General features: G+C 70.0%; 18 protein-coding genes. 10 read left to right on the top strand and 8 right to left on the bottom strand.

The annotated features are described in order from the left end of the window. Positions 1–71 precede the first annotated feature (71 nt). A complete protein-coding gene (locus J7E88_RS30925; protein ID WP_215186756.1) occupies positions 72–1,055 on the bottom strand; it encodes an aldo/keto reductase in 984 nt (327 codons plus the stop codon). A 127-nt stretch (positions 1,056–1,182) separates the two neighbouring features. On the opposite strand from J7E88_RS30925, the gene J7E88_RS30920 reads away from it, so the two are divergent. Continuing rightward, complete coding sequence (locus J7E88_RS30920; protein WP_215186755.1) at positions 1,183–2,232, top strand: LLM class F420-dependent oxidoreductase; 1,050 nt, start codon at positions 1,183–1,185, stop codon at positions 2,230–2,232. 210 nt (positions 2,233–2,442) lie between these two features. Beyond that, positions 2,443–3,228, top strand: coding sequence for a ferritin-like domain-containing protein (locus tag J7E88_RS30915; protein WP_215186754.1), 786 nt, complete (start codon positions 2,443–2,445; stop codon positions 3,226–3,228). Between the two features lie 81 nt (positions 3,229–3,309). Here the strand turns inward: J7E88_RS30915 and corA are convergent, their stop codons facing one another. After that, positions 3,310–4,302 carry a magnesium/cobalt transporter CorA gene (corA, locus tag J7E88_RS30910; protein ID WP_215186753.1) on the bottom strand — a complete coding sequence of 331 codons (993 nt, stop codon included), beginning with the start codon at positions 4,300–4,302 and terminating at the stop codon, positions 3,310–3,312. 64 nt (positions 4,303–4,366) lie between these two features. Between corA and J7E88_RS30905 the strand changes: the two genes are divergently transcribed. From J7E88_RS30905 to mshC, 4 genes are all read left to right on the top strand, one after another. Continuing rightward, the gene (locus J7E88_RS30905) at positions 4,367–5,068 is read left to right on the top strand and encodes a histidine phosphatase family protein (RefSeq protein ID WP_215186752.1); all 702 of its coding nucleotides are present in this window, start codon (positions 4,367–4,369) and stop codon (positions 5,066–5,068) included. A gap of 68 nt (positions 5,069–5,136) precedes the next feature. Next, positions 5,137–5,727: a DUF3090 domain-containing protein gene (locus J7E88_RS30900; RefSeq protein ID WP_215186751.1), complete on the top strand. Its 591-nt coding sequence runs from the start codon at positions 5,137–5,139 to the stop codon at positions 5,725–5,727. Further along, positions 5,691–6,518: an SCO1664 family protein gene (locus tag J7E88_RS30895; protein ID WP_215186750.1), complete on the top strand. Its 828-nt coding sequence runs from the start codon at positions 5,691–5,693 to the stop codon at positions 6,516–6,518. Before J7E88_RS30900 ends, J7E88_RS30895 begins: the two co-directional genes overlap by 37 nt. 104 nt (positions 6,519–6,622) lie before the next feature. Then, a complete protein-coding gene (gene mshC / locus J7E88_RS30890) occupies positions 6,623–7,852 on the top strand; it encodes a cysteine--1-D-myo-inosityl 2-amino-2-deoxy-alpha-D-glucopyranoside ligase (protein ID WP_215186749.1) in 1,230 nt (409 codons plus the stop codon). A gap of 141 nt (positions 7,853–7,993) precedes the next feature. Here the strand turns inward: mshC and J7E88_RS30885 are convergent, their stop codons facing one another. Continuing rightward, positions 7,994–9,022, bottom strand: a complete 1,029-nt coding sequence (locus J7E88_RS30885; protein ID WP_215186748.1) for a PAC2 family protein — start codon at positions 9,020–9,022, stop codon at positions 7,994–7,996. Between the two features lie 342 nt (positions 9,023–9,364). Next, positions 9,365–10,036 carry a FadR/GntR family transcriptional regulator gene (locus J7E88_RS30880; RefSeq protein WP_215186747.1) on the bottom strand — a complete coding sequence of 224 codons (672 nt, stop codon included), beginning with the start codon at positions 10,034–10,036 and terminating at the stop codon, positions 9,365–9,367. A gap of 168 nt (positions 10,037–10,204) precedes the next feature. On the opposite strand from J7E88_RS30880, the gene J7E88_RS30875 reads away from it, so the two are divergent. Then, on the top strand, positions 10,205–11,572 hold the full coding sequence (locus J7E88_RS30875; protein ID WP_215186746.1) for an MFS transporter: 1,368 nt from the start codon (positions 10,205–10,207) through the stop codon (positions 11,570–11,572). A 53-nt stretch (positions 11,573–11,625) separates the two neighbouring features. On the opposite strand, the gene J7E88_RS30870 is transcribed toward J7E88_RS30875, so the two are convergent. From J7E88_RS30870 to J7E88_RS30855, 4 genes are all read right to left on the bottom strand, one after another. Beyond that, positions 11,626–13,251: a glycerol-3-phosphate dehydrogenase/oxidase gene (locus tag J7E88_RS30870; protein WP_215186855.1), complete on the bottom strand. Its 1,626-nt coding sequence runs from the start codon at positions 13,249–13,251 to the stop codon at positions 11,626–11,628. Between the two features lie 12 nt (positions 13,252–13,263). Then, positions 13,264–14,790, bottom strand: a complete 1,527-nt coding sequence (gene glpK / locus J7E88_RS30865) for a glycerol kinase GlpK (RefSeq protein ID WP_215186745.1) — start codon at positions 14,788–14,790, stop codon at positions 13,264–13,266. A gap of 52 nt (positions 14,791–14,842) precedes the next feature. Next, a complete protein-coding gene (locus J7E88_RS30860) occupies positions 14,843–15,634 on the bottom strand; it encodes an MIP/aquaporin family protein (RefSeq protein WP_215186744.1) in 792 nt (263 codons plus the stop codon). 232 nt (positions 15,635–15,866) lie between these two features. Continuing rightward, complete coding sequence (locus tag J7E88_RS30855; protein ID WP_215186743.1) at positions 15,867–16,634, bottom strand: IclR family transcriptional regulator; 768 nt, start codon at positions 16,632–16,634, stop codon at positions 15,867–15,869. 268 nt (positions 16,635–16,902) lie between these two features. Here J7E88_RS30855 and metH point away from each other — a divergent pair, with 268 nt between their 5' ends. The 3 genes from metH (at position 16,903) to J7E88_RS30840 (ending at position 23,332) form a co-directional block, all read left to right on the top strand. Then, positions 16,903–20,415 (top strand): methionine synthase, encoded by a 3,513-nt coding sequence (metH, locus tag J7E88_RS30850; RefSeq protein WP_215186742.1) that lies wholly within the window; start codon positions 16,903–16,905, stop codon positions 20,413–20,415. A 108-nt stretch (positions 20,416–20,523) separates the two neighbouring features. Next, a complete protein-coding gene (locus J7E88_RS30845; RefSeq protein ID WP_215186741.1) occupies positions 20,524–21,225 on the top strand; it encodes an HAD family phosphatase in 702 nt (233 codons plus the stop codon). A 505-nt stretch (positions 21,226–21,730) separates the two neighbouring features. Continuing rightward, positions 21,731–23,332: an ABC transporter substrate-binding protein gene (locus J7E88_RS30840; RefSeq protein ID WP_215186740.1), complete on the top strand. Its 1,602-nt coding sequence runs from the start codon at positions 21,731–21,733 to the stop codon at positions 23,330–23,332. Positions 23,333–23,377: the final 45 nt, after the last annotated feature.

Genomic DNA, 23,377 nt, shown 5'->3' with positions numbered 1-23,377 from the left:
GTGCGGGCCCGCGGCGTCGGCGGGTGGGGCGGCGGGTGGGGAGCCGGGGGGCGTCCCGGGGGTGGGCGCGGTCACAGCGTGCTCCAGTCCTGGTCGGGATAGCGGTGCACGGGCGCCGACACGTCGTCCAGCGCCTGGCAGATCTCGTCAGGAAGACTAAGCGCCTCCACCGACAACGCCGCCGTGAGCTGCTGCGCGGTGCGCGCGCCCACGATCGGGGCCACCACGCCCGGCCGGTCCCGCACCCACGCCAGCGCCACCTCCAGCGGCGTCGCCGCCAGACCGTCGGCCGCCGTCGCCACCGCGTCCACGATGTGGCTCGCCGCCTCGTCGAGGTACGGCTCGACGAACGGCGCCATGTGCTGCGACGCGCCACGGGAGTCGGCGGGCGTGGCCGTGCGGTACTTGCCGGTGAGCACGCCCCGCCCCAGCGGGGACGACGGCAGCAGCCCCACGCCGAGGTCCAGCGCCGCCGGCAGCACTTCCCGCTCCACTCCGCGCTGCAGCAGCGAGTACTCCATCTGCGTGCTCGCCAGCCGCGTCCGCACCCCGGGCACCGACATCTGCCAGGTCGCGGCCTTGGCCAGCTGCCAGCCGCAGAAGTTGGACACCCCCGCATACCGCGCCCGGCCGCTCGCGACCGCGATGTCGAGCGCCTGGAGCGTCTCGTCCAGCGGCGTTCCGGGGTCGAAGGCGTGGACCTGCCAGAGGTCCACGTAGTCCGTCCCCAGCCGCTCCAGCGACGCGTCGAGCGCGGCCAGCAGATGCCCGCGCGATCCGTCGAAGCGCCGGTCCGGGTCGGGCACGCTGCCCGCCTTCGTGGCTATGACCAGCTCCCGGCGCGGCACGAGCCGCTCGACCAGCCGGCCCAGGAGATACTCCGCGTCCCCTCCGCCGTACACATCGGCCGTGTCGACGAGTGTCCCGCCCGCCTCCCAGAAGACCTTCAACAGGTCGGCGGCGTCGTGCTCGTCGGTGTCCCTGCCCCACGTCAGGGTGCCGAGTCCGATGCGGGACACGCGCAGGCCGGTGCGGCCGAGATGCCTCTGCTCCATGGGCGCTGAGATTAGTGGCCACGCGCCCACGCCGAGAGAGCCTGTGGACAACGTCCCCTGCCGGATCCCCGGTCCCCGCGCTAAAGTCCCGGGAACAGGCGTTACTGATCAGTAAGAGGGAGCGGTTATGCGGCTCGGCATCAACCTCGGCTACTGGGGTGCGGGGATGGACGGCGACAACCTCGCCGTCGCGCAGGAGGCCGACAGGCTCGGCTACGACGTCTGCTGGGCCGCGGAGGCGTACGGCTCCGACGCCCCCACGGTGCTCAGCTGGGTCGCCGCCCAGACCGAGCGCATCGACGTCGGTTCCGCGATCCTCCAGATTCCTGCCCGCCAGCCCGCCATGACCGCGATGACCGCCGCGACCCTGGACTCGCTGTCCGGCGGCCGTTTCCGTCTCGGCCTCGGAGTGTCCGGCCCGCAGGTCTCGGAGGGCTGGTACGGCGTCAAGTTCGACAAGCCCCTCGCCCGCACGCGCGAATACGTCGAGATCGTCCGCAAGGCGATGGCCCGCGAGCGTCTGACGTACGAGGGCGAGCACTGGACGCTCCCGCTCCCCGACGGGCCGGGCAAGCCGATCAAGCTCACCGTCCACCCGCAGCGCGAGCACATCCCGGTGTACATCGCGGCGATCGGCCCCAAGAACCTGGAGCAGACGGGCGAGATCGCCGACGGCGCCCTGCTGATCTTCCCCTCCGCGGACCATCTGGAGGAGACCGCGGTCAAGCACCTCCGCGCGGGCCGCGAGAGGGCCGGCAGGACGATGGACGGCTTCGACGTCTGTCCGACGCTGCCGCTCGCGATCGGCGACGACGTCACCGGACTCGCCGACATGTTCCGCCCGTACACCGCGCTGTACGTCGGCGGCATGGGCAGCCGGAAGCAGAACTTCTACAACCAGCTCGCCCAGCGCATGGGGTACGAGAAGGAGGCCGCCGAGATCCAGGACAAGTACCTGTCCGGCGACAAGTCGGGCGCGGCCGCGGCGGTGCCGCACCAGTTGATCGACCAGACGACGCTGCTCGGGTCCGTCGAGCGGATCGCCGACCGGATGGCCGCCTACGCCGCGGCCGGCGTCACCACCCTCACCCTGTCCCCGGCCGGCTTCACGCTCGACGAGCGGATCGCCGCGCTGCGCGCAGGCACCGAGGCCCTGGAGCTGTCCGGCGTCGCCTGACGAGGAGGTCTGCGGCCGTGGTGGGGGCTCGGGGGTCTTCCCCGCCACGGCCGTCACGCGGTACAACGCGCGACCCGCGCGGCGGTTACTCCCGTGGGGCCGCGTGCCGTGCCGTCCGTTCGGACGAGTCGGGTGCGCCACCTGTTGCCACTTCCGGCGTCCCGCCTTTGACTCGTTCTTTGCGGAGGCCTTCACGGAGGTGGCACACGCATGCTCTCGGCCCGAAGCATTTTTCAGGAAATCATCGACAGCGATGACGCCTACCGGCTGTTCTGCTCCATCGCGGCCAGCGGCGAGACCCAGGGCGGCTGGGAGAACGCGCGCATCGCCGCCCTCGTCCCCGCGAGCATGCGCCATCTGGTGCCCAAGATCACCCGGCACGGCGCGGACGAGGACAAGCACGGCCGCATCTTCAACGCGCTGCTCAAGAAGCGGCAGCTGGATCCCGTCCCGGTGCCGCCCGAGACGGACTACACGATGCTCCTGGAGAAGTCGGGCATCGGTCTCGCCCACGACAAGCTGCGCCGCGACGAGCCGCTCACCGAAGAGGACATCGTCGTCTACCTCTCGCACAGCAGGGTCACCGAGCAGCGGGCCGCCGACCAGATGATCATGCTCGTCAAGCACTTCGCCGACCACCCCGAGGTCGGCAAGGCCATCAGGATGATCTCCGCCGACGAGGGCAACCATCTGGCCTACTGTCACGAGGAGTTGCTCCGCCTTGCCGCGGCCGGGCACGGACGCCTGATCCAGCGCGTGCTGCGGGAGAGCTCACTCAGTGAGATCAAGGTCTACCGCGACGTCAGCCTGGCGGTGATGGGCCACATGGGCCGGCTTCTGGGGTGGCCGAAGGCCAAGTCCGCGGCGCTCGCCGCGGGCATCCAGGGGATGTACGCGTACGAGCGGCTCGTCGGATGGCGCCGCATGGTCTCGCTCACGATGCCGGAGCGGCGCGGCGTACTCGACGGCCCGCCCACCCCCGCGCCCGCGATCTGAGGACCGCCGAGCCCGTACTTGCCGTGTGATTGCTGAGGCGAGGCGCCTGCCCTGCCGTCCGAGTGGCCGCCGCGCCCGCTCCTACAGCCAGCCCCGGTGCTTGAACAGCCGGTACAGCCCAACGACCGCGGCCGCCATCAGCAGCACGACCGCCGGGTACCCCCCCACCCAGTTGAGCTCCGGCATGTGATCGAAGTTCATTCCGTAGATCCCCGCGACCATCGTCGGGACCGCCGCCATCGCAGCCCACGCGGAGATCTTGCGCATGTCGTCGTTCTGCCGCACTCCCATCTGTGCGAGGTGGGCGGACAGGATGTCCGACAGCAGCCGGTCCAACCCCTCCACCTGCTCGTTCGCCCGGGTGAGATGGTCGCTGACGTCCCGGAAGAACGGCTGCGCCTGCTCATGGACGAAGGGCACGCCGGCTCCCGCGAGCCGGGCCATCGGTGCCGCCAGCGGACCGGCCGCCCTGCGGAACTCCAGCACCTGCCGCTTGAAGGTGTAGATCCGCGCCGCCGTGTTCTTGGCGTCCTTGCCACCGGGCGCGAAGACCTCCGCCTCCATCTCCTCCAGGTCCACCTGCAACTCGGCGGCCACGTCGATGTAGTGGTCGACGACCGCGTCGCTGATCGCGTAGAGCACCGCGGTCGGTCCCTGCCGCAGGACGGCGGGCTCCGCCTCCAGCCGTTCGCGTACGCTGCGCAGCGGGGCGCCCTCACCGTGGCGGACCGTGACCACGAACGAGTCCCCTATGAACACCATCAGTTCACCGGTGCTGACGGCATCGCTCTCCGGCTCGTAGACCACCGGCTTCAACACCACGAACAGTGAGTCGTCGTACACCTCCAGCTTCGGCCGCTGATGTGCCTTGAGCGCGTCCTCCACGGCCAGCGGATGCAGCGAGAACTCGTCGGTTACATGGTCGAACTCGTCCGCCGTCGGCTCGTGCAGACCGATCCACAAAAAGGCGTCACCGGTGGCCCGTGCCTCGTCCAGGGCGTCGGAGAAGTCCGACGGGCCCTCGGTGCGGCGTCCGTCACGGTAAATGGCGCAGTCCACAATCACGGCGCGCATTCTTCCCTGCCCACGCCCCGGGCACACCCCCGGTATGGCGCGGGACGGCCGTAGGCTTGCCGACATGGCCACGCTCATCCTCGTACGCCACGGACGTTCCACCGCCAACACCGCCGGGGTGCTCGCCGGCCGGACGCCCGGCGTCCACCTCGACGAACGCGGCGTCGCCCAGGCCGCGCGGCTGCCGGCCCGCCTCGCCGGGGTACCGCTCGCCGTCGCCGTCTCCAGCCCGCTGGAGCGCTGCCGCGAGACGCTGCAGCCGCTGCTCGACGCGCGGCCCTCGCTCACACTGGAGACCGACCCCCGCATCGGCGAGTGCGACTACGGCGACTGGTCGGGCCGCAAACTCGCCGAACTCACCGACGAGCCGCTGATGGAGGTCGTGCAGCAGCACCCGTCCGCAGCCGCCTTCCCCGGCGGCGAGTCGATGCGCGCCATGCAGGCCCGCGCCGTCGACGCCGTCCGCGAGTGGAACGCGCGCATCGAGCAGGAGCACGGCGAGAGCGCCGTCTATGCGATGTGCTCGCACGGGGACATCATCAAGTCCCTGGTCGCCGACGCCCTCGGGATGCATCTCGACCTCTTCCAGCGGATCCATGTGGAGCCGTGCTCGGTCACCGCGATCCGCTACACCCGAACCCGCCCTTTCCTGCTGCGCCTCGGCGACACAGGGGACTTCGGCTCCCTCGTGCCACGGGCGAGTGGGGAGGAGGAGAGCGAGGAGAGCGGGCGCGCGGTCGTCGGGGGCGGCGCGGGCGCACCGTGATCGCGTGGAGCAGTAGGGTGGACGGGCCGAAAGACCGATCCGAAGACCGATCCCAAGGGAGACAGGACGTGTCCCGTCAGGTGTTCCTCTACGACCCGCCGGAGCGTTTTGTGGCCGGCACGGTCGGGTTGCCTGGACGCCGTACGTTCTTCCTGCAGGCTTCCGCCGCAGGGCGCGTCACCAGCGTCGCTCTGGAGAAGACTCAGGTCGCCGCGCTGGCCGAGCGGATCGACGAGCTTCTGGACGAGGTGGTGCGTCGCACCGGGGGCAACGCGCCCGTGCCGGCCATGGCCCCTGCGGATGTCGCCGACACCGCGCCGCTCGACATCCCGGTCGAGGAGGAGTTCCGTGTCGGCACGATGGCGCTGGCATGGGACGGCGAGGAACAGCGCATGATCGTCGAGGCACAGGCGCTGGTCGAGCTGGATGCGGACTCCGAGGAAGACCTCGCGGAGGCAGAGGAGCGGCTGCTCCAGGACGAGGAGAACGGCCCCCCGATGCTGCGCGTCCGGCTCACCGGCGCCCAGGCCAGGGCGTTCGCCAAGCGCGCGCTGGACGTGGTGAACGCCGGCCGCCCGCCGTGCCCGCTGTGCAGCCTGCCGCTCGATCCGGAAGGACACGTATGCCCGCGCCAGAACGGATACCGACGGGGCGCGTGAGCGCGGGCGACGTGCTCACGCTCCTGACGAAGGGTGAGCTCACCGTCCGCGGCCAGGTGCGCGAGGCGTCCAACGCGGTGCTCTTCTGCTCCGTGGCGTACGAGGGCGACGAGGTCCACTGCGTCTACAAGCCGATCGCCGGCGAACGCCCGCTGTGGGACTTCCCCGACGGCACCCTCGCCCAGCGCGAAGTGGCGGCGTACGAGCTCTCCGAAGCCACCGGCTGGGGGCTTGTGCCGCCCACCGTGCTCCGTGACGGGCCCTACGGCCAGGGCATGGTCCAGCTGTGGATCGAGGCCGACCCCGAGGCCGCGCTGCTCGCGCTCGTCGAGGACGAGGAGCCGGGGGAGGGCTGGAAGGCGGTCGGCTTCGCCGACGTCGGCGAAGGGCGCACGGCCCTGCTCGTCCACGCCGACGACGCGCGGCTTCGCCGCCTTGCCGTGCTCGACGCGGTGATCAACAACGGTGACCGCAAGGGCGGCCATCTGCTGCCTACGGCCGACGGGGCGCTGTACGCCATCGACCACGGTGTCACGTTCAACGCCGAGGACAAGCTGCGAACGCTCCTGTGGGGCTGGGCAGGGGAGCCGCTGCCCGAGGAGGCGACCCGGGCGCTCGCGTCGGTGGCCGCCGCACTCGTGGACGGGGCGGCGCTCGCTGCCCGTCTGGCCGAATTGCTCACTCCCGCCGAGGTCGCCGCCGTAAGGGACCGTGTGGCGGCCCTGCTGAGCTCCGGGACCCATCCCCTGCCGTCGGGCGAGTGGCCTGCGATTCCCTGGCCGCCCGTGTAGAAGCCCCGGCAGGCACACCTCGGGTTCGATCGCAAGGGTGCCCAACCGGCCAAGAGCAGTGATCCGGTTCGTATGCGGAACATGCGTCCGGTTAGGCTCGTGGCATGCATGCCTGGCCCGCTTCTGAGGTCCCCGCCCTGCCCGGCAAGGGCCGCGACCTCCGGATCCACGACACCGCGACCGACGGTCTGGTGACCCTTGACCCCGGTCCCGTCGCCCGTATCTACGTCTGCGGCATCACACCGTACGACGCGACCCACCTGGGTCACGCGGCGACCTACAACGCGTTCGACCTTGTGCAGCGCGTGTGGCTCGACACCAAGCGGCAGGTTCACTACGTCCAGAACGTGACGGACGTCGACGATCCGCTGCTCGAGCGCGCGATCCGCGACGGGCACGACTGGACCGAGCTCGCCGAGCGCGAAACGGCGCTGTTCCGCGAGGACATGACCGCGCTGCGGATGCTTCCCCCGCAGCACTACATCGGTGCCGTCGAGGCGATACCGGGCATCGTTCCGCTGGTGGAACGGCTCAGGGACGCCGGCGCCGCCTATGAACTCGAAGGCGACATCTACTTCTCCGTGGAGGCGGACCCGCACTTCGGCGAGGTCTCCCGCCTCGACGCCGAGGCGATGCGCCTGCTGTCCGCGGAGCGCGGCGGCGACCCGGACCGCCCGGGCAAGAAGAACCCCCTCGACCCCATGCTGTGGATGGCCGCCCGAAAGGGCGAGCCCAGCTGGGACGGCGCCAGTCTCGGTCGCGGCAGGCCCGGCTGGCACATCGAGTGCGTGGCCATCGCCCTGGACCACCTCGGCATGGGCTTCGACGTGCAGGGCGGCGGCTCCGACCTCGCCTTCCCGCACCACGAGATGGGCGCCTCGCACGCGCAGGCGCTCACCGGCGAGCACCCCTTCGCCAAGGCCTACGTCCACGCGGGCATGGTGGCCCTCCACGGCGAGAAGATGTCCAAATCCAAGGGCAACCTCGTCTTCGTCTCCGCGCTGCGCCGTGACGGCGTCGACCCCGCCGCGATCCGGCTCGCCCTGCTCTCGCACCACTACCGGGCCGACTGGGAGTGGACGGACAGCGTGCTGCGGGACGCGGTCGAGCGGCTCGGGCGCTGGCGCGCGGCCGTCTCGCGGCCCGACGGCCCGTCCGCGGACACCCTGGTCGAGGAGATCCGCGAGGCGCTCGCGAACGACCTCGACGCCCCCGCCGCGCTGGCCGCGGTGGACCGCTGGGCAGCACGCCAGCAGTCCGAGGGCGGCACGGACGAAGGCGCTCCCGGGCTGGCGTCCCGCGCTGTCGACGCTCTGCTGGGCGTCGCGCTGTAAGGCCCTCGGCCGTGCAGCCCCAGCTCCACCGGCTGCCGGTCGACGACACCGAGTACGACGTGGTGGCCGTCGACCGGGTGTGAGCGGCGCAACGCGCAGCGGGGTGGCACCGGCCCGGTGCCACCCCGCTGCGCGTGTCCCTCAGTCCTCGGACGACCCCGTCGCCTCGCCGTCGTCGTCCTCACGGTCCGCCTCCGGCGGCTCGGCACCGGGCTCCGCGGGCCCCGGCTCCGACCGGGGCGGCGCCGGCGGGCGGGTGCGCCCGCTGGAGGTGTCGCGCAGGTACGAGCTGCCCTCGCCCCCGTCGGTGGCGTGGCCGGAGCCGGGGCCACCGTCGCGCCGCCGCAGATAGCGCTCGAACTCGCGGGCGATGGCCTCGCCGGACGCCTCGGGCAGCTCGGCGGTGTCCCGCGCCTCCTCCAGCGTCTGCACGTACTCGGCCACCTCGCTGTCCTCGGCGGCCAGTTGGTCCACGCCCAGCTGCCAGGCCCGTGCGTCCTCGGGGAGTTCGCCCAGGGGGATGCGCAGGTCGATCAGGTCCTCCAGGCGGTTCAGCAGCGCCAGCGTGGCCTTGGGGTTGGGCGGCTGGGACACGTAGTGCGGGACCGCGGCCCACAGGCTCACCGCCGGCACGCCGGCGTGGGTGCACGCCTCCTGGAGGATGCCCACGATGCCGGTCGGCCCTTCGTAGCGCGTCTCCTCCAGGTCCATCGTCCGCGCCAGCTCCGGGTCGGAGGTGATGCCGCTGACAGGGACCGGCCGCGTGTGCGGGGTGTCGCCGAGCAGCGCGCCGAGGATCACGACCATCTCGACGCCGAGCTCGTGGGCGAACCCCAGGATCTCGTTGCAGAACGAACGCCAGCGCATGGACGGTTCGATGCCCCGGACCAGGACCAGGTCGCGCGGCTTGTCGCCGCCGATGCGGACGACGGAGAGCCGGGTGGTGGGCCAGGTGATCTTCCGTACGCCGCTGTCCAGCCACACCGTGGGCCGGTTGACCTGGAAGTCGTAGTAGTCCTCGGCGTCGAGCGCCGCGAACACCTCGCCCTTCCATTCCCGGTCCAGGTGAGCGACCGCGGTGGAGGCGGCGTCGCCGGCGTCGTTCCAGCCCTCGAACGCGGCCACCATGACCGGGTCGATCAGCTCGGGTACCCCCTCGAGCTCGATCACCCAGGCCTCCTTCCGAAGTTCCCTTTAGTACGTCCCAACCTTACGGCTTACCGGGTGCCCGCCCGCAGCCCCCTTGCACGCCCGGGTGAACTTCTCGGAACGGGGCAGATGCCGGGGAGTGCGAACATCAGGCCACTTATTCATCCGAGCTGTGCGCCGGAAATCGTGCCCCGACCGTGGACTGCGTCGTCATGGCAACGCTATACGTCCGATGTTCATGGGAGGTCCGATGTTTTTCTCGCCATAGGGCAGGCCGGGGCCGTCGACTTCGTGGAGATCGACGCCGCCCGCGTCGCGGGCTCAACGAGAAATCAAGGCGCCGGCCCCCGGTGGGGAAGCGCGCTACAGCGTCGACCGCAGCCGCTGCTCCACGCCCGCCACATGCACCATCGCCCACGACCGCGCCGCCTCCGCGTCGCGATCCCGCAGGGCCGACAGGATCGCGCGGTGTTCATGGAGCGTGCGGCTCACCGCGTCCTCCTGGGTCAGGCCGCGCCAGATGCCGGCCCGGGTCGTGGGGCCGGACAGGCCGTCCAGCAGGGAGCACAGCACCGCGTTCCCCGAGGACTGGACGATGCCGCGGTGGAACTCCAGGTCCGCCGCGACCAGTTCTTCCACCGACGGCTGCGGCCCCAGCGCGTCCAACTGCTCGCCGAGGGCGTCCAGTTCGGCCTCGCTGATCCGCGCCGCCGCCATTGCTGTGGCCGCCGGCTCCAGAATGCGCCGCACCGCGAGGAACTCCAGCACCGTGTCGTCCCGGTGGAAGTCGACGACGAAGCTCAGTGCTTCCAGGAGCAGTTGCGGGTCGAGGCTCGTCACATACGTGCCGTCGCCCTGTCGCACGTCGAGGATGCGGATCAGGGAGAGCGCCCGCACCGCCTCGCGCAGCGAGTTCCGCGACAGGCCCAGCTCCGCGGCCAGCTCGCTCTCCTTGGGGAGCCGGTCGCCCGGGCGGAGCGCGCCGGAGACGATCATCCCCTTGATCTTCTGGATGGCCTCGTCGGTGACAGCCACGGGGACCTCCATACCTCCGATGTATAGACCGATTATGCCGCCTGCGACCATCCTTGGGCACGGCCTCTCCCCGCCCGGTCGTCCGCCGGTCGGCAGGGCCGTCGCCAGAAGGTGACGAAGTCCGCTGCCTCCCTGTCCCGCGCCTCACCGTTGGGGGAAGGAAACCTCATGACGACTGTGGCCGCCGCGCCTGCCTCCTCCTCGACAGCCGCGCGGCTGGAGCGACTTCCTCACTCGCGCTGGCACGTCAAAGTCCGGTTCCTGATCGGAGCCGTCACGTTCTTCGAGGCGTTCGACCAACTGCTGGCCGCCTCCGCGCTCCCCGCCCTGAGGAGCGAGTGGCACCTGACGACGGGACAGGCCACCGTCGCGCTGACGGCGTCCTCGGTCGGCATGCTCATCGGCGCGCTCGTGGCCGGCTGGCTCGGCGACCGGATCGGGCGCGTGCGCACGGTCGCCCTCGGAGTCGCCGTGACGGGTCTCGCCTCACTGGCCGTCGCCTTCGCCGGCGGCGTCGAGATCTTCTCGCTGTTCCGCTTCGTCCAGGGCATCGGCATCGGCGGCGTCGTCCCCGTGGCCGCCACGTACATCAACGAGATCGCACGCTCCGACAGGCGCGGCCGGTTCGTGCTCCTGTACGAGGCGGTCTTCCCGGCCGGCCTGGCGACGGCCACCCTCGTCGCCGTGTGGGTGGTGCCCCATCTCGGCTGGCGTGCGATGTTCCTCATCGGCACCGTGCCCGTCCTGTTCGCCGCACTGCTGCCGCGGCACGTGGCCGAGTCCCCGCGCTGGCTGCTCGCCCGGGGCCGCGTGGAGGAGGCGGAGCGGGCCATGGCACGCATCGAGGCCGAGGTCGTTCACGCCACGCGGGGGCCGCTGCCCGCCCCGGTGCTCGCCGTGCAGGCCGAGGAGTCCTCGCAGGGGCGCCTTCGTGAACTGTTCGCGGGCCGCTACCTGCGCCGGACGGCGGTCGTCTCCGTGCTCTGGTTCGTCGCGTACTACGTCAACCACGGCATCTCCACCTGGCTGCCGTCCCTCTACACCCAGAACTTCGGCCTCGACCTGTCCACCGCCCTCGGCTACACCCTGCTGAGCAACGTCACCGGGCTGCTCGGCACGCTCCTCGTCGCGCTGGTGATCGACCGGACGGGTCGCAGACCGGCCCTCGTCGCCGCGCTGGGCGGCAGCACGGTCGTCCTCGGAACGCTGGCCCTGGCCGGCGGCACCTCCGGCTCCCAGGTCGCGCTCTTCGCGTCGGGCACGACCTTCTTCCTCTACGCGGTCAACACCGGGCTCTACCTGTACTCGCCCGAGCTCTACCCGACCCGCAACCGTGCCAAGGGCGCCGCGTTCGGCGGTCTGTGGAACCGCCTCGGGGTCATCCTCGGCCCGGTCACCGTGGGAGCGATCCTCGGCGCGGGCGGCAGCCTGAGCCTGATCTTCGCGCAGTTCGCCGCTGTTGCGGCGGTGGGCGCGGTCGTCGCCCTGCTCGCCGTCGAGACCAAGGGCAGAACGCTGGAGGAGCTCAACTCCTGACAGCGGCAGGGGCGGCGCACCTCAGGTGCGCCGCCCCCACATGTGCCGTGTGGCTACTTCTTGCCGAGGACGTCCTCGACCCTTCCGCGGATCTCGTCCGTCGCGAGTCCCCGGATCGTGAGCGTCGTACGGCGGCGCAGCACGTCGTCCGCCGTCTCGGCCCACTCGTGGTCACGCGCGTACACGACCTGCGCCCAGATCTCCGGGGCGTCCGGGTGGATGCGTTCGGCCAGCGCCGGGTCCTCGCTCGCCATACGGGCTATGTCGAACGACAGCGAGCCGTAGTGCGTGGCGAGGTGGCGGGCGGTGTCGGCCGCCATGCGCGGGCCGGGCGTACCGCCGTCGACGAGGAGACGGTGCGCGACGGCGTTCGGGTTGGCGATGCCGGGCAGCGGCAGCTTCTTCGGCAGCTGCGCGATCGGCTCCATGTCCTCCGCGAGCGGCCTGCCCGGCAGCTCGGCCAGCTTGTTCATCACCGTGCGGCCGATGTGGCGGAAGGTCGTCCACTTGCCGCCGGCCACCGACAGCATGCCGCCGCTGCCCTCGGTGACGACGGTCTCCCGCTTGGCCTTGGACGTGTCGCCGGGGCCGCCCGGCAGGACGCGCAGACCGGCGAAGGAGTACGTGATCAGATCGCGCGACAGCTGCTGGTCGCGGATCGAGAACGCGGCCTCGTCCAGGATCTGGGTGACGTCCTTCTCGTTGACCGCGACGTCCGCCGGGTCGCCCTCGAACTCCTCGTCCGTCGTACCGAGCAGCAGCATGTCCTCCCAGGGCAGGGCGAACGTGATGCGGTACTTGTCGATCGGAGTGGCGAGCGCGGCCTTCCACGGGGAGGTGCGCTTGAGGACCAGGTGCGCGCCCTTCGACAGACGGATGGAGGGAGCCGCGTTCGGGTCCTCCATCCGGCGCAGGTGGTCGACCCACGGGCCGGTCGCGTTGAGCACCAGGCGGGCGTCGACGCCGAACTCGGTGCCGTTGGTGCGGTCCTTGAGCTCCGCGCCGGTGACCCGGCCACGGGTGAAGCGAAGCCCGGTGACCTCGGCGTGGTTGAGGACGGTCGCCCCGGCCTCGACGGCCGCACGGACCGTCATCAGCGCCATGCGCGCGTCGTTCATCTGGTCGTCGCCGTAGACCGCGACGGCCTTGAGGTTGTCGGTGCGCAGTTCGGGCACGTCCGCCGCGGCCTTCGCCGGGCCGAGCAGGTGGCCGACGCCGTCACCGAACGCGGAGAGCGCGGAGTAGGCGAAGACACCGGCCCCGAGCTTGGCGGCACCGTGCGGGCCGCCCTTGTAGACGGGCAGGTAGAAGGTGAGCGGGTTCGCCAGGTGCGGCGCCACCTGGCGGGAGACCGCACGCCGCTCGAAGTGGTTCTCCGCGACCAGCTTCACCGCGCCGGTCTGCAGGTAGCGCAGACCGCCGTGGAGCAGCTTGGAGGAGGCGGAGGAGGTGGCGCCGGCGAAGTCGCCGGCGTCCACCAGAGCCACCCGCAGCCCGGACTGCGCCGCATGCCAGGCGGTGGAGATGCCCAGGATGCCGCCGCCGATCACCAGGAGGTCGTACGTCGCCGTGGAGAGCTGCTCCCGGGTCTCGGCGCGGCTCGCTGCCTTGAAGGAGGACACCGTCGAGCCGGAGGCCGGGTGCGTCCCGTGGTCAGGGACGCTCTGCAGGGTGGTCATCATTGCTCCTCGTCAGTTTTCCTCGTCGAGCCAGCCCATGGTCCGCTCCACGGCCTTGAGCCAGCTCTTGTACTCGCTGTCACGCTTGTCAGCGTCCATGCGGGGGGTCCACTCGGCGGCCCTGCGCCAGTTGGCGCGCAGCGCGTCGGTGTCCGGCCAGAAGCCGACGGCCAGGCCGGCGGCGTAGGCGGCGCCGAGGCAGGTCGTCTCGGCGACCATCGGGCGCACCACAGGGGCGTCCAGGAAGTCCGAGAGGGTCTGCATCAGCAGGTTGTTGGAGGTCATGCCGCCGTCGACCTTGAGCGCGGTGAGCTCGACGCCGGAGTCCTTCGTCATGGCGTCGGTGATCTCACGGGTCTGCCAGGCGGTGGCCTCGAGAACGGCGCGCGCGATGTGCGCCTTGGTGACGTACCGGGTCAGTCCGGCGATCACACCGCGAGCGTCGGAGCGCCAGTACGGGGCGAACAGACCGGAGAAGGCCGGCACGAAGTAGGCACCGCCGTTGTCCTCGACCGAGGAGGCGAGGGTCTCGATCTCGGCGGCGGAGTTGATCAGGCCCATCTGGTCGCGCATCCACTGCACCAGCGAACCGGTGACGGCGATCGAGCCCTCCAGGGCGTACACCGCCTTCTGGTCGCCGATGCGGTATCCGACGGTGGTCAGCAGGCCGTTGTAGGAGTTGACGGGCTCGTTACCGGTGTTCATCAGCATGAAGGTGCCGGTGCCGTACGTGGACTTGGCCTCGCCCTGCGAGAAGCAGGTCTGGCCGAACAGGGCCGCCTGCTGGTCGCCCAGCGCGGAGGCGACCGGGATGCCGTCCAGTGCGCCGCCCTTGGCGAGGCCGTAGACCTCGGCGGAGGAGCGGATCTCCGGCAGGATCGCCGCCGGCACCTCCATGGACTGAAGGATCTTCTCGTCCCACTCCATGGTGTGCAGGTTCATCAGCATGGTGCGGGAGGCGTTGGTGACGTCGGTGACGTGCACACCGCCGTCGACTCCACCCGTCAGGTTCCAGATGACCCAGGAGTCCATGGTGCCGAAGAGGATCTCGCCGCGCTCGGCGCGCTCCCGCAGCCCCTCGACGTTGTCGAGCAGCCAGCGGGCCTTCGGCCCGGCGAAGTACGAGGCCAGCGGCAGGCCGGTCTCACGGCGGAAGCGGTCCTGGCCCACGTTGCGGCCGAGGTCCTTGCACAGGGCGTCGGTGCGGGTGTCCTGCCAGACGATGGCGTTGTGGACAGGTTCGCCGGTGTTCTTGTCCCACAGCAGCGTCGTCTCGCGCTGGTTGGTGATGCCGATGGCCTTGACGTCGGCGGAGGTGATGCCGGCCTTGTCGATGGCTCCGGCCACGACCTCCTGGACGTTGGTCCAGATCTCGGCGGCGTCGTGCTCCACCCAGCCCGGCTTGGGGAAGATCTGCTCGTGCTCCTTCTGGTCGACGGAGACGATGCGCCCGTCCTTGTCGAAGACGATGCAGCGGCTGGAGGTGGTGCCCTGGTCGATGGCCGCGATGAACGGGCCGGTGGTGTGTGCGTCGGTCACGGTGTGCTCCTGCTCAGGTCTCGGGGAATACGGCTCGTGCTGCTGATACGGCTCAGGCGAACGCGACGTTGTAGATACCCGCGGCGATGGCCGCACCGATCAGGGGACCGGCGACGGGGATCCAGGCGTAGCTCCAGTCGGAGCCGCCCTTGTTCGGGAGCGGGAGCAGCGCGTGCACGATGCGCGGGCCGAGGTCACGGGCGGGGTTGATGGCGTAGCCGGTGGGGCCGCCGAGCGAGAGACCGATGCCGACGACGGCGAGGGCGACGATCAGTCCGCCGATCGGGCCGAGGCCCTTGCCGCTGTTGTTGAGGCCCTGGGTGAGCACGGCAAGGACAAGCACTATCGTGCCGATGATCTCGGTGGCGAGGTTCTGCCAGACGCTGCGGACCTCGGGGCCGGTGGAGAAGACGCCGAGGACAGGGCCGGCCTTGGCGGCGCTCCCGTCGTGCGGCCCCTCGATTGCCTTCTCGGCCGGGTCGGTCACGATCTCGGGGTCGGTCAGGTGCGCCTGGAACTGGCCGTAGTAGGCGATCCAGACCAGGGTGGCGCCGATCATGGCGCCGAGCAGCTGTCCGGCGATGTAGACCGGGACGTTGCCCCAGTCGTTGTCCTTGATCGCGATGCCGAGGGTGACGGCCGGGTTGAGGTGGGCGCCCGAGAGGGCACCCGTCATGTAGACCGCGGTCATGACCGCGAATCCCCACCCGAAGGTGATGGCCAGCCAGCCGGCGTTCTGCGCCTTCGAGCGCTTGAGTACGACGGCGGCGACCACGCCGCCACCGAGCAGGATGAGTACGGCGGTACCGATGATCTCGCCGATGAAGATGTCGGAGTTGGACACCCGCGACTCCTTTGTCCTTCGTCCAGGGGAAGGCGAACCCCGGGTCCCTCCGGTGGTCCGCGCCCTCAGGTGAGGGCGTTTTCCGGCCTGGCGTTGTCACACCCTAGCGTTTATTGCCGTTTGGTGTTCGACAATGCCGACCGGTGAACGGCAGTTTTGTCCCCCGTTAACACGACGTCAAGAGTTGGGTTGGCCGAAAACCGGATCGTTACCCGATGATGCGCGCAGGCGCTCAGAAGCGCCCGGCGCCGAGGTCGCGCGAGACCGCGCGGGCACAGTCCCGCACCGCGGCCACCAGCTCGGACCGCAGCTCGCCGGGGCCGTCGCAGACCCGCTCCACGGCGCCCGTGATGGCCACCGCGCCGACGGGCATGCGCCGCCGGTCGTGGATGGGGGCGGCCACCGCGGCCACGCCCTGCCAGGTCTCCTCCACGTCGGCCGCCCAGCCGCGGGCCCTTGTGTGGTCCAGTACGGTCTCGAAGGCGTCGGGCGCGGTCACCGTCTGCGGGGTGAACGCCTTGCGCTCGGCCTCGATCGCCTCGGTGTGGGCCACGGGGTCGTACGCCGCGAGCACCTTGCCCAGAGCCGTGGAGTGCAGCGGCTGCATGGCCCCGACCTCCAGCACCTGGCGGCTGTCGTCGGGCCGGAAGACATGGTGGACGATGAGGACGCCGTGCTGGTGCAGTACACCGAGATGCACGCTCTCGCCGCTGGAGCGCGCGAGGTCGTCGGTCCAGACGAGGGCGCGCGCCCGTAGTTCGTGCACGTCCAGGTAGCTGTTGCCGAGCCGCAGCAGTTCTGCTCCCAGCTGGTAACGGCCGGAGGCGGTGTCCTGCTCCACGAAGCCCTCTGCCTGAAGCGTGCGCAGTATGCCGTGGGCCGTTCCCTTGGCCAGGTCCAGTGAGGAAGCGATGTCCGACAGTCCCAGCCGGCGCTCGCCGCCCGCGAGCAGCCGCAGCATCGCCGCGGCGCGCTCCAGGGACTGAATGTTCTTCGCCATCGGATCGGCCCTTCTTCACTGCGGCTCGACGAGCTGGGTTCGACAAGCGGGATTCGACAATGCTGAACACTATCGGTCCATGCCGACCTAGGTCATCGCAGAGTGAGTATCCCCCCACCGGTCTACCGACCAAAACCCGGATGGTGCGGTTTCGTCCGCGTCGTGGGACACCTCCGCGCGGGAAGGGGCGCACGGCTACTCTGGCTGGGTGCGTCTTCCACCGGAAGTCGCAAAGCCGACAGCCGTCGCATCCCAGGGAGCACATTCCATGGCCTCGTCGCCGACCCCTTCCGCTGACAGCCGGACCCGAATCGACGCACTGCGCGACGCGCTCGCCACCCGCGTGGTGGTGGCCGACGGTGCGATGGGCACGATGCTCCAGGCCCAGGACCCGAGCCTTGAGGACTTCGAGAACCTCGAGGGCTGCAACGAGGTCCTCAACGTCACGCGACCCGACATCGTCCGCTCGGTCCACGAGGCCTACTTCGAGGTCGGCGTCGACTGCGTCGAGACGAACACCTTCGGCGCGAACCTCGCGGCGCTGGGGGAGTACGACATTCCCGAGCGCGTCTTCGAGCTGTCGGAGGCGGGCGCCCGCCTCGCCCGCGAGGTCGCGGACGAGTTCACGGCCTCGACCGGGCAGCAGCGCTGGGTACTGGGTTCCATGGGCCCGGGCACCAAGCTGCCGACCCTCGGCCACGCGCCCTACACGGCGCTGCGCGACGCGTACCAGCAGAACGCCGAGGGCATGATCGCCGGCGGCGCCGACGCCCTGCTCGTCGAGACGACCCAGGACCTGCTCCAGACCAAGGCAGCGATCCTCGGTGCCCGCCGCGCGCTGGACGCCACGGGCACCAGCCTGCCCCTGATCTGCTCCGTGACGGTCGAGACGACCGGCACCATGCTGCTCGGCTCGGAGATCGGCGCGGCGCTGACCGCGCTGGAGCCGCTGGGCATCGATATGATCGGCCTGAACTGCGCGACCGGGCCGGCCGAGATGAGCGAGCACCTGCGCTACCTCGCCCGCCACTCCCGCGTCCCGCTGTCCTGCATGCCGAACGCGGGGCTGCCGGTCCTCGGCAAGGATGGGGCCCACTACCCGCTGACGGCGCCCGAGCTCGCCGACGCCCAGGAGACGTTCGTCCGCGAGTACGGCCTTTCGCTGGTCGGCGGCTGCTGCGGTACGACGCCGGAGCATCTGCGCCAGGTTGTGGAGCGGGTGCGCGGCATGGAGCCGGGGGTCCGTGATCCGCGACCGGAGCCGGGTGCCGCGTCGCTGTACCAGACGGTGCCGTTCCGGCAGGACACCGCGTACATGGCGATCGGCGAGCGGACGAACGCGAACGGCTCGAAGAAGTTCCGTGAGGCGATGCTGGAAGGCCGCTGGGACGACTGTGTGGAGATGGCCCGCGACCAGATCCGCGAGGGCGCCCACATGCTCGACCTGTGTGTCGACTACGTCGGCCGGGACGGCGTGGCGGACATGGAGGAGCTGGCGGGCCGGTTCGCCACCGCGTCGACGCTGCCGATCGTGCTGGACTCCACCGAGGTCGACGTCATCCGGGCGGGCCTGGAGAAGCTGGGCGGGCGCGCCGTCATCAACTCCGTGAACTACGAGGACGGTGACGGTCCAAATTCGCGTTTCGCGAAGGTGACGCGCCTGGCCCAGGAGCACGGTGCCGCGCTGATCGCGCTGACGATCGACGAGGAGGGCCAGGCCCGCAGCGTCGAGCACAAGGTGGCGGTCGCCGAGCGGATCATCGCCGACCTGACCGGCAATTGGGGCATCCACGAGTCGGACATCCTCATCGACACGCTGACGTTCACGATCTGCACGGGCCAGGAGGAGTCCCGCAAGGATGGCGCCAACACCATCGAGGCCATCAGGGAACTGAAGAGGCGTCATCCCGAGGTGCAGACCACGCTCGGTCTGTCGAACATCTCCTTCGGTCTCAACCCGGCCGCCCGGATCCTGCTCAACTCCGTCTTCCTCGACGAGTGCGTGAAGGCGGGTCTGGACTCGGCGATCGTGCACGCCTCCAAGATCCTGCCGATCGCCCGCTTCGACGAGGAGCAGGTCACCACGGCGCTCGACCTGATCTACGACCGGCGCAGTGAGGGCTACGACCCGCTGCAGAAGCTGATGGCGCTGTTCGAGGGCGTCAACACCAAGTCGATGAAGGCCGGAAAGGCGGAGGAGCTGCTCGCCCTGCCCCTGGACGAGCGCCTCAAGAGGCGCATCATCGACGGCGAGAAGAACGGCCTCGAGGCGGACCTGGACGAGGCGCTGCGCGACCGGCCCGCTCTCGACATCGTCAACGACACGCTGCTGGACGGCATGAAGGTCGTCGGTGAACTCTTCGGGTCCGGCCAGATGCAGCTGCCGTTCGTGCTGCAGTCGGCCGAGGTGATGAAGACCGCGGTGGCCCACCTCGAACCGCACATGGAGAAGACCGACGACGAGGGCAAGGGCACCATCGTCCTGGCCACGGTGCGCGGCGACGTCCATGACATCGGCAAGAACCTGGTCGACATCATCCTGTCCAACAACGGCTACAACGTGGTCAATCTGGGCATCAAGCAGCCGGTCTCCGCGATCCTGGAGGCGGCGGAGGAGTACAGGGCCGACGTCATCGGCATGTCCGGCCTGCTCGTCAAGTCCACGGTGATCATGAAGGAGAACCTGGAGGAGCTCAACCAGCGCAAGATGGCCGCCGACTACCCCGTCATCCTCGGCGGCGCGGCCCTCACCCGGGCGTATGTCGAGCAGGACCTCCACGAGATCTACGAAGGCGAGGTCCGCTACGCCCGCGACGCCTTCGAGGGCCTGCGCCTGATGGACGCCCTCATCGCGGTCAAGCGCGGTGTGCCCGGTGCCGCCCTGCCCGAGCTCAAGCAGCGCCGGGTGCGTGCCACGACATCCGCGCTGGTGGAGGAGCCCGCCCAGGAAGGCGCGGTCCGCTCCGACGTGGCCACCGACAACCGGGTGCCCGAGCCGCCGTTCTGGGGCACTCGCGTCGTCAAGGGCATCCAGCTCAAGGAGTACGCCTCCTGGCTGGACGAGGGCGCACTCTTCAAGGGCCAGTGGGGGCTCAAGCAGGCCCGCACCGGCGACGGGCCCTCCTACGAGGAGCTCGTGGAGAGCGAGGGACGGCCGCGGCTGCGCGGCTGGCTGGACCAGCTGCACACGCAGAACCTGCTGGAGGCGGCCGTCGTCTACGGCTACTTCCCCTGCGTGTCCAAGGGCGACGACCTGATCCTGCTGAACGAGGACGGCTCCGAGCGGACCCGTTTCTCCTTCCCGCGCCAGCGCCGCGGCCGCAGGCTGTGCCTCGCGGACTTCTTCCGCCCCGAGGAGTCCGGTGAGACGGATGTCGTCGGCCTCCAGGTGGTCACCGTCGGCTCCCGGATCGGCGAGGAGACCGCCAAGCTCTTCGAGGCCGACTCCTACCGCGACTACCTCGAACTGCACGGGCTGTCCGTTCAGCTGGCCGAGGCCCTCGCCGAGTACTGGCACGCCCGCGTCCGCGCCGAGCTCGGTTTCGGCGGTGAGGACCCCGCGGACGTCGAGGACATGTTCGCCCTGAAGTACCGCGGCGCCCGGTTCTCCCTCGGCTACGGCGCCTGCCCCGATCTGGAGGACCGCGCCAAGATCGCGGAGCTGCTGCAGCCCGAGCGGATCGGCGTACAGCTGTCCGAGGAGTTCCAGCTGCACCCGGAGCAGTCCACGGACGCGATCGTCATTCACCACCCCGAGGCAAAGTATTTCAACGCACGCTGATCGGACGAGTCGTACACTGGTCGGTCCAGTGCAGGCCGGTCACCAGTTCTTGCGGGAGAGCCGCGGGGAAAGGTGGCCGGCCTGCTCGTCCCTTCCGGAGGTGTGCCGATGACCAGCACGGTCCCCGCGTCCTTGACCCGTATGGCCGATGGGGCGGCGCTCCAGGCCGTCTTCCTCGACATGGACGGCACACTCGTCGACACCGAGGGCTTCTGGTGGGACGCCGAGGTGGAGGTCTTCGCCGACCTCGGGCACCGGCTGGACGAGACGTGGCGCGACGTCGTGGTCGGCGGGCCCATGACCCGCAGTGCCGGGTACCTGATCGAGGCCACGGGCGCCGACATCAGCCTCGCCGAACTGACCGTGTTGCTCAACGACAAGTTCGAGGACCGGATCGCCCGCGGCGTGCCGATGATGCCCGGAGCGGAGCGGCTGCTGGCCGAGCTCGCCGCGCACAATGTGCCCACGGCGCTGGTCTCCGCCTCCCACCGCCGCATCATCGACCGCGTCCTCGCCTCGCTCGGCCCCCAGTACTTCGCGCTGTCGGTCGCCGGTGACGAGGTGCCGCGCACCAAGCCGCACCCCGACCCCTATCTGCTGGCCGCCCAGGGACTCGGCGCCGAGCCGATGAGATGCGCGGTCGTCGAGGACACGGCGACCGGAGTGGCCGCCGCCGAGGCGGCGGGCTGCCGGGTCGTCGCCGTGCCCTCGGTGGCGCCGATCCCGCCTGCCGCGGGCAGACTCGTCGTTCGGTCACTCGAAGAAGTCGACCTGCTTTTCCTGCGCACCCTCATCACATCACCGAACTGATGCGTATACGGTCCGTGTTTTTCGAATGAACGGAAACTCAGAGCAGTCGCCCGTGCTTTTTGGGTGACCGTTGGTATGACCGGTCAGTAATCGGCAAAGCGTTCCCGTGCGTGACGTTGATCACTGTGAGTGCTGTCTGCCGTTGAGCCGACGGGTGCCCGATGTCCCCTTCGACCGGGATCGGGCGTCCCGGCCTGTTCGGTTTGTCTTGTGAGTGCATGAATCCTCCGCGTCCCGATCGACTACGCGCAGACGCTCTGATCACTCAGCGATTACGCCCCAACTCGGTCCCGGTCACGCTTTCCTGGCGTCGCCGACTAATCTCATCGCGAGAACTTCGTCGCCTCACCCTCGTGTCCCGCCGCCCATCAAGCCGTCGGAAACACAGGACCGATCGCTCTGTATCCCCGGCCCGATCGAGCCGCCCCGACCGGGCGGAGATGGCGGAGTGACCGCCACAGATCGCTGTATCCCAGTGCCGGATGGATGAGGGAGTACGTCCACGATGAACGTCAAGACTTTGGTGCCGCTGGCCGCGATCGGCCTGCTCGCTCCTGTGCTCGTCGCCTGCGGCAGTACGGACGGCGGGTCGGGCGGCGGTGACGCCATTGTCGTGGGCACCACGGACCAGTTCGAAGCCAACGCCGACGCTCCCGCCCCGCTCGACCCGGCCTACGCCTACGACACCGGCGCGTGGAACGTCCTGCGCCAGACCTTCCAGACGCTGATGCACCCGCCGCGCGGCGGCGGTGAGCCCGTCCCGGACGCCGCCGAGTCCTGCACCTTCACGGACAACGCGAGCGAGAGCTACCGCTGCAAGCTTCGCAGCGGCCTGCAGTTCGCCGACGGCACCCCGGTGACCGCCGAGGACGTCAAGTTCTCCATCCAGCGTGTGCTCGACATCGACGCCGACAACGGCACCGCCGCCCTTCTGTCGAACATCGACACCATCGAGACCAAGGGCGACGACGAGATCATCTTCCACCTCGCCACGCCCGACGCCACCTTCCCGTACAAGCTCTCGACGCCGGTCGCCGCGATCGTCAGCCCCAAGCAGTACGACGGGAAGAAGCTCCGCGAGGGCTTCCAGGTCGACGGCAGCGGCCCGTACACCGCCAGGGCCGAGACGGACGGGGACCGCGTCTCCAAGATCGTCTTCACCAAGAACCCCCACTACAAGGGCGACATCAAGCTCCGCAACGACGAGGTCGAACTGCGGTCGTTCGCCGACGCCGACGCCATGGGCAAGGCGCTCGAGTCCGGTGACATCGACCTGATGACCCGTGCCATGTCCCCCGAGCAGATCGAGGAGCTGTCCGCCAGCCCCAAGGAGGGCATCACCCTCACCGAGGTCCCCGGCCTGGAGATCCGCTACCTCGCCTTCAACACCGACGACCCGTCGGTGAAGGACAAGGCCGTGCGCCAGGCCATGGCGGCCGTCATCGACCGCGGTCAGATCGCCGGCCAGGTCTACGGCTCCACCGCCGAGCCGCTCTACTCGCTGATCCCGACGAGCATCGCCGCGCACACCAACTCGTTCTACAACAAGTACGGCGAGCCGAGCCGCAAGAAGGCCGCGGCCATCCTGAGCGACGCGGGCATCGACACCCCCGTCAAGCTGGAGTTGAACTACACCACCGACAAGTACGGTGACGGCACGGCCAAGGAGTTCGAGGCGATCCGCGATCAGCTGAACGCCGGCAAGCTCTTCGATGTCACCGTCAAGGGCACCGAGTGGTCCAAGTTCCGCCCGGCGCAGAAGCGCGGCGACTACGCCGTGTACGGCCTCGGCTGGTTCCCCGACTTCCCGGACCCGGACAACTACACCGCTCCGTTCCTCGACGAGGGCAACTTCCTCAACTCGCCCTACGTGAGCGAAGAGGCGCGCAAGCTCATCCCGCAGTCGCGCCGTGAGGCGGACCGCACCGCGGCCTCGCCCGCCTTCAAGCGGATCCAGGAGATCGTCGCCAACGACGTGCCGGTGCTGCCGCTGTGGCAGGGCAAGCAGTACGTCGCCGCACGGGACGACATCACCGGCGTCGAGTGGGCGCTCAACACCAGCTCCGACCTTCAGCTGTGGGAGCTGGCCCGCGGCAGCGACGTCTGATCCGGAGCACGCGCACAGACACACGGACGGCCGGTGTCCGGCGGC

The sequence above is a fragment of the Streptomyces sp. ISL-10 genome, from assembly GCF_018614575.1.
Classification (GTDB): domain Bacteria; phylum Actinomycetota; class Actinomycetes; order Streptomycetales; family Streptomycetaceae; genus Streptomyces.
Note: the sequence above shows the minus strand (reverse complement) of the source record. Positions and strands in the feature narration are given on the sequence as shown.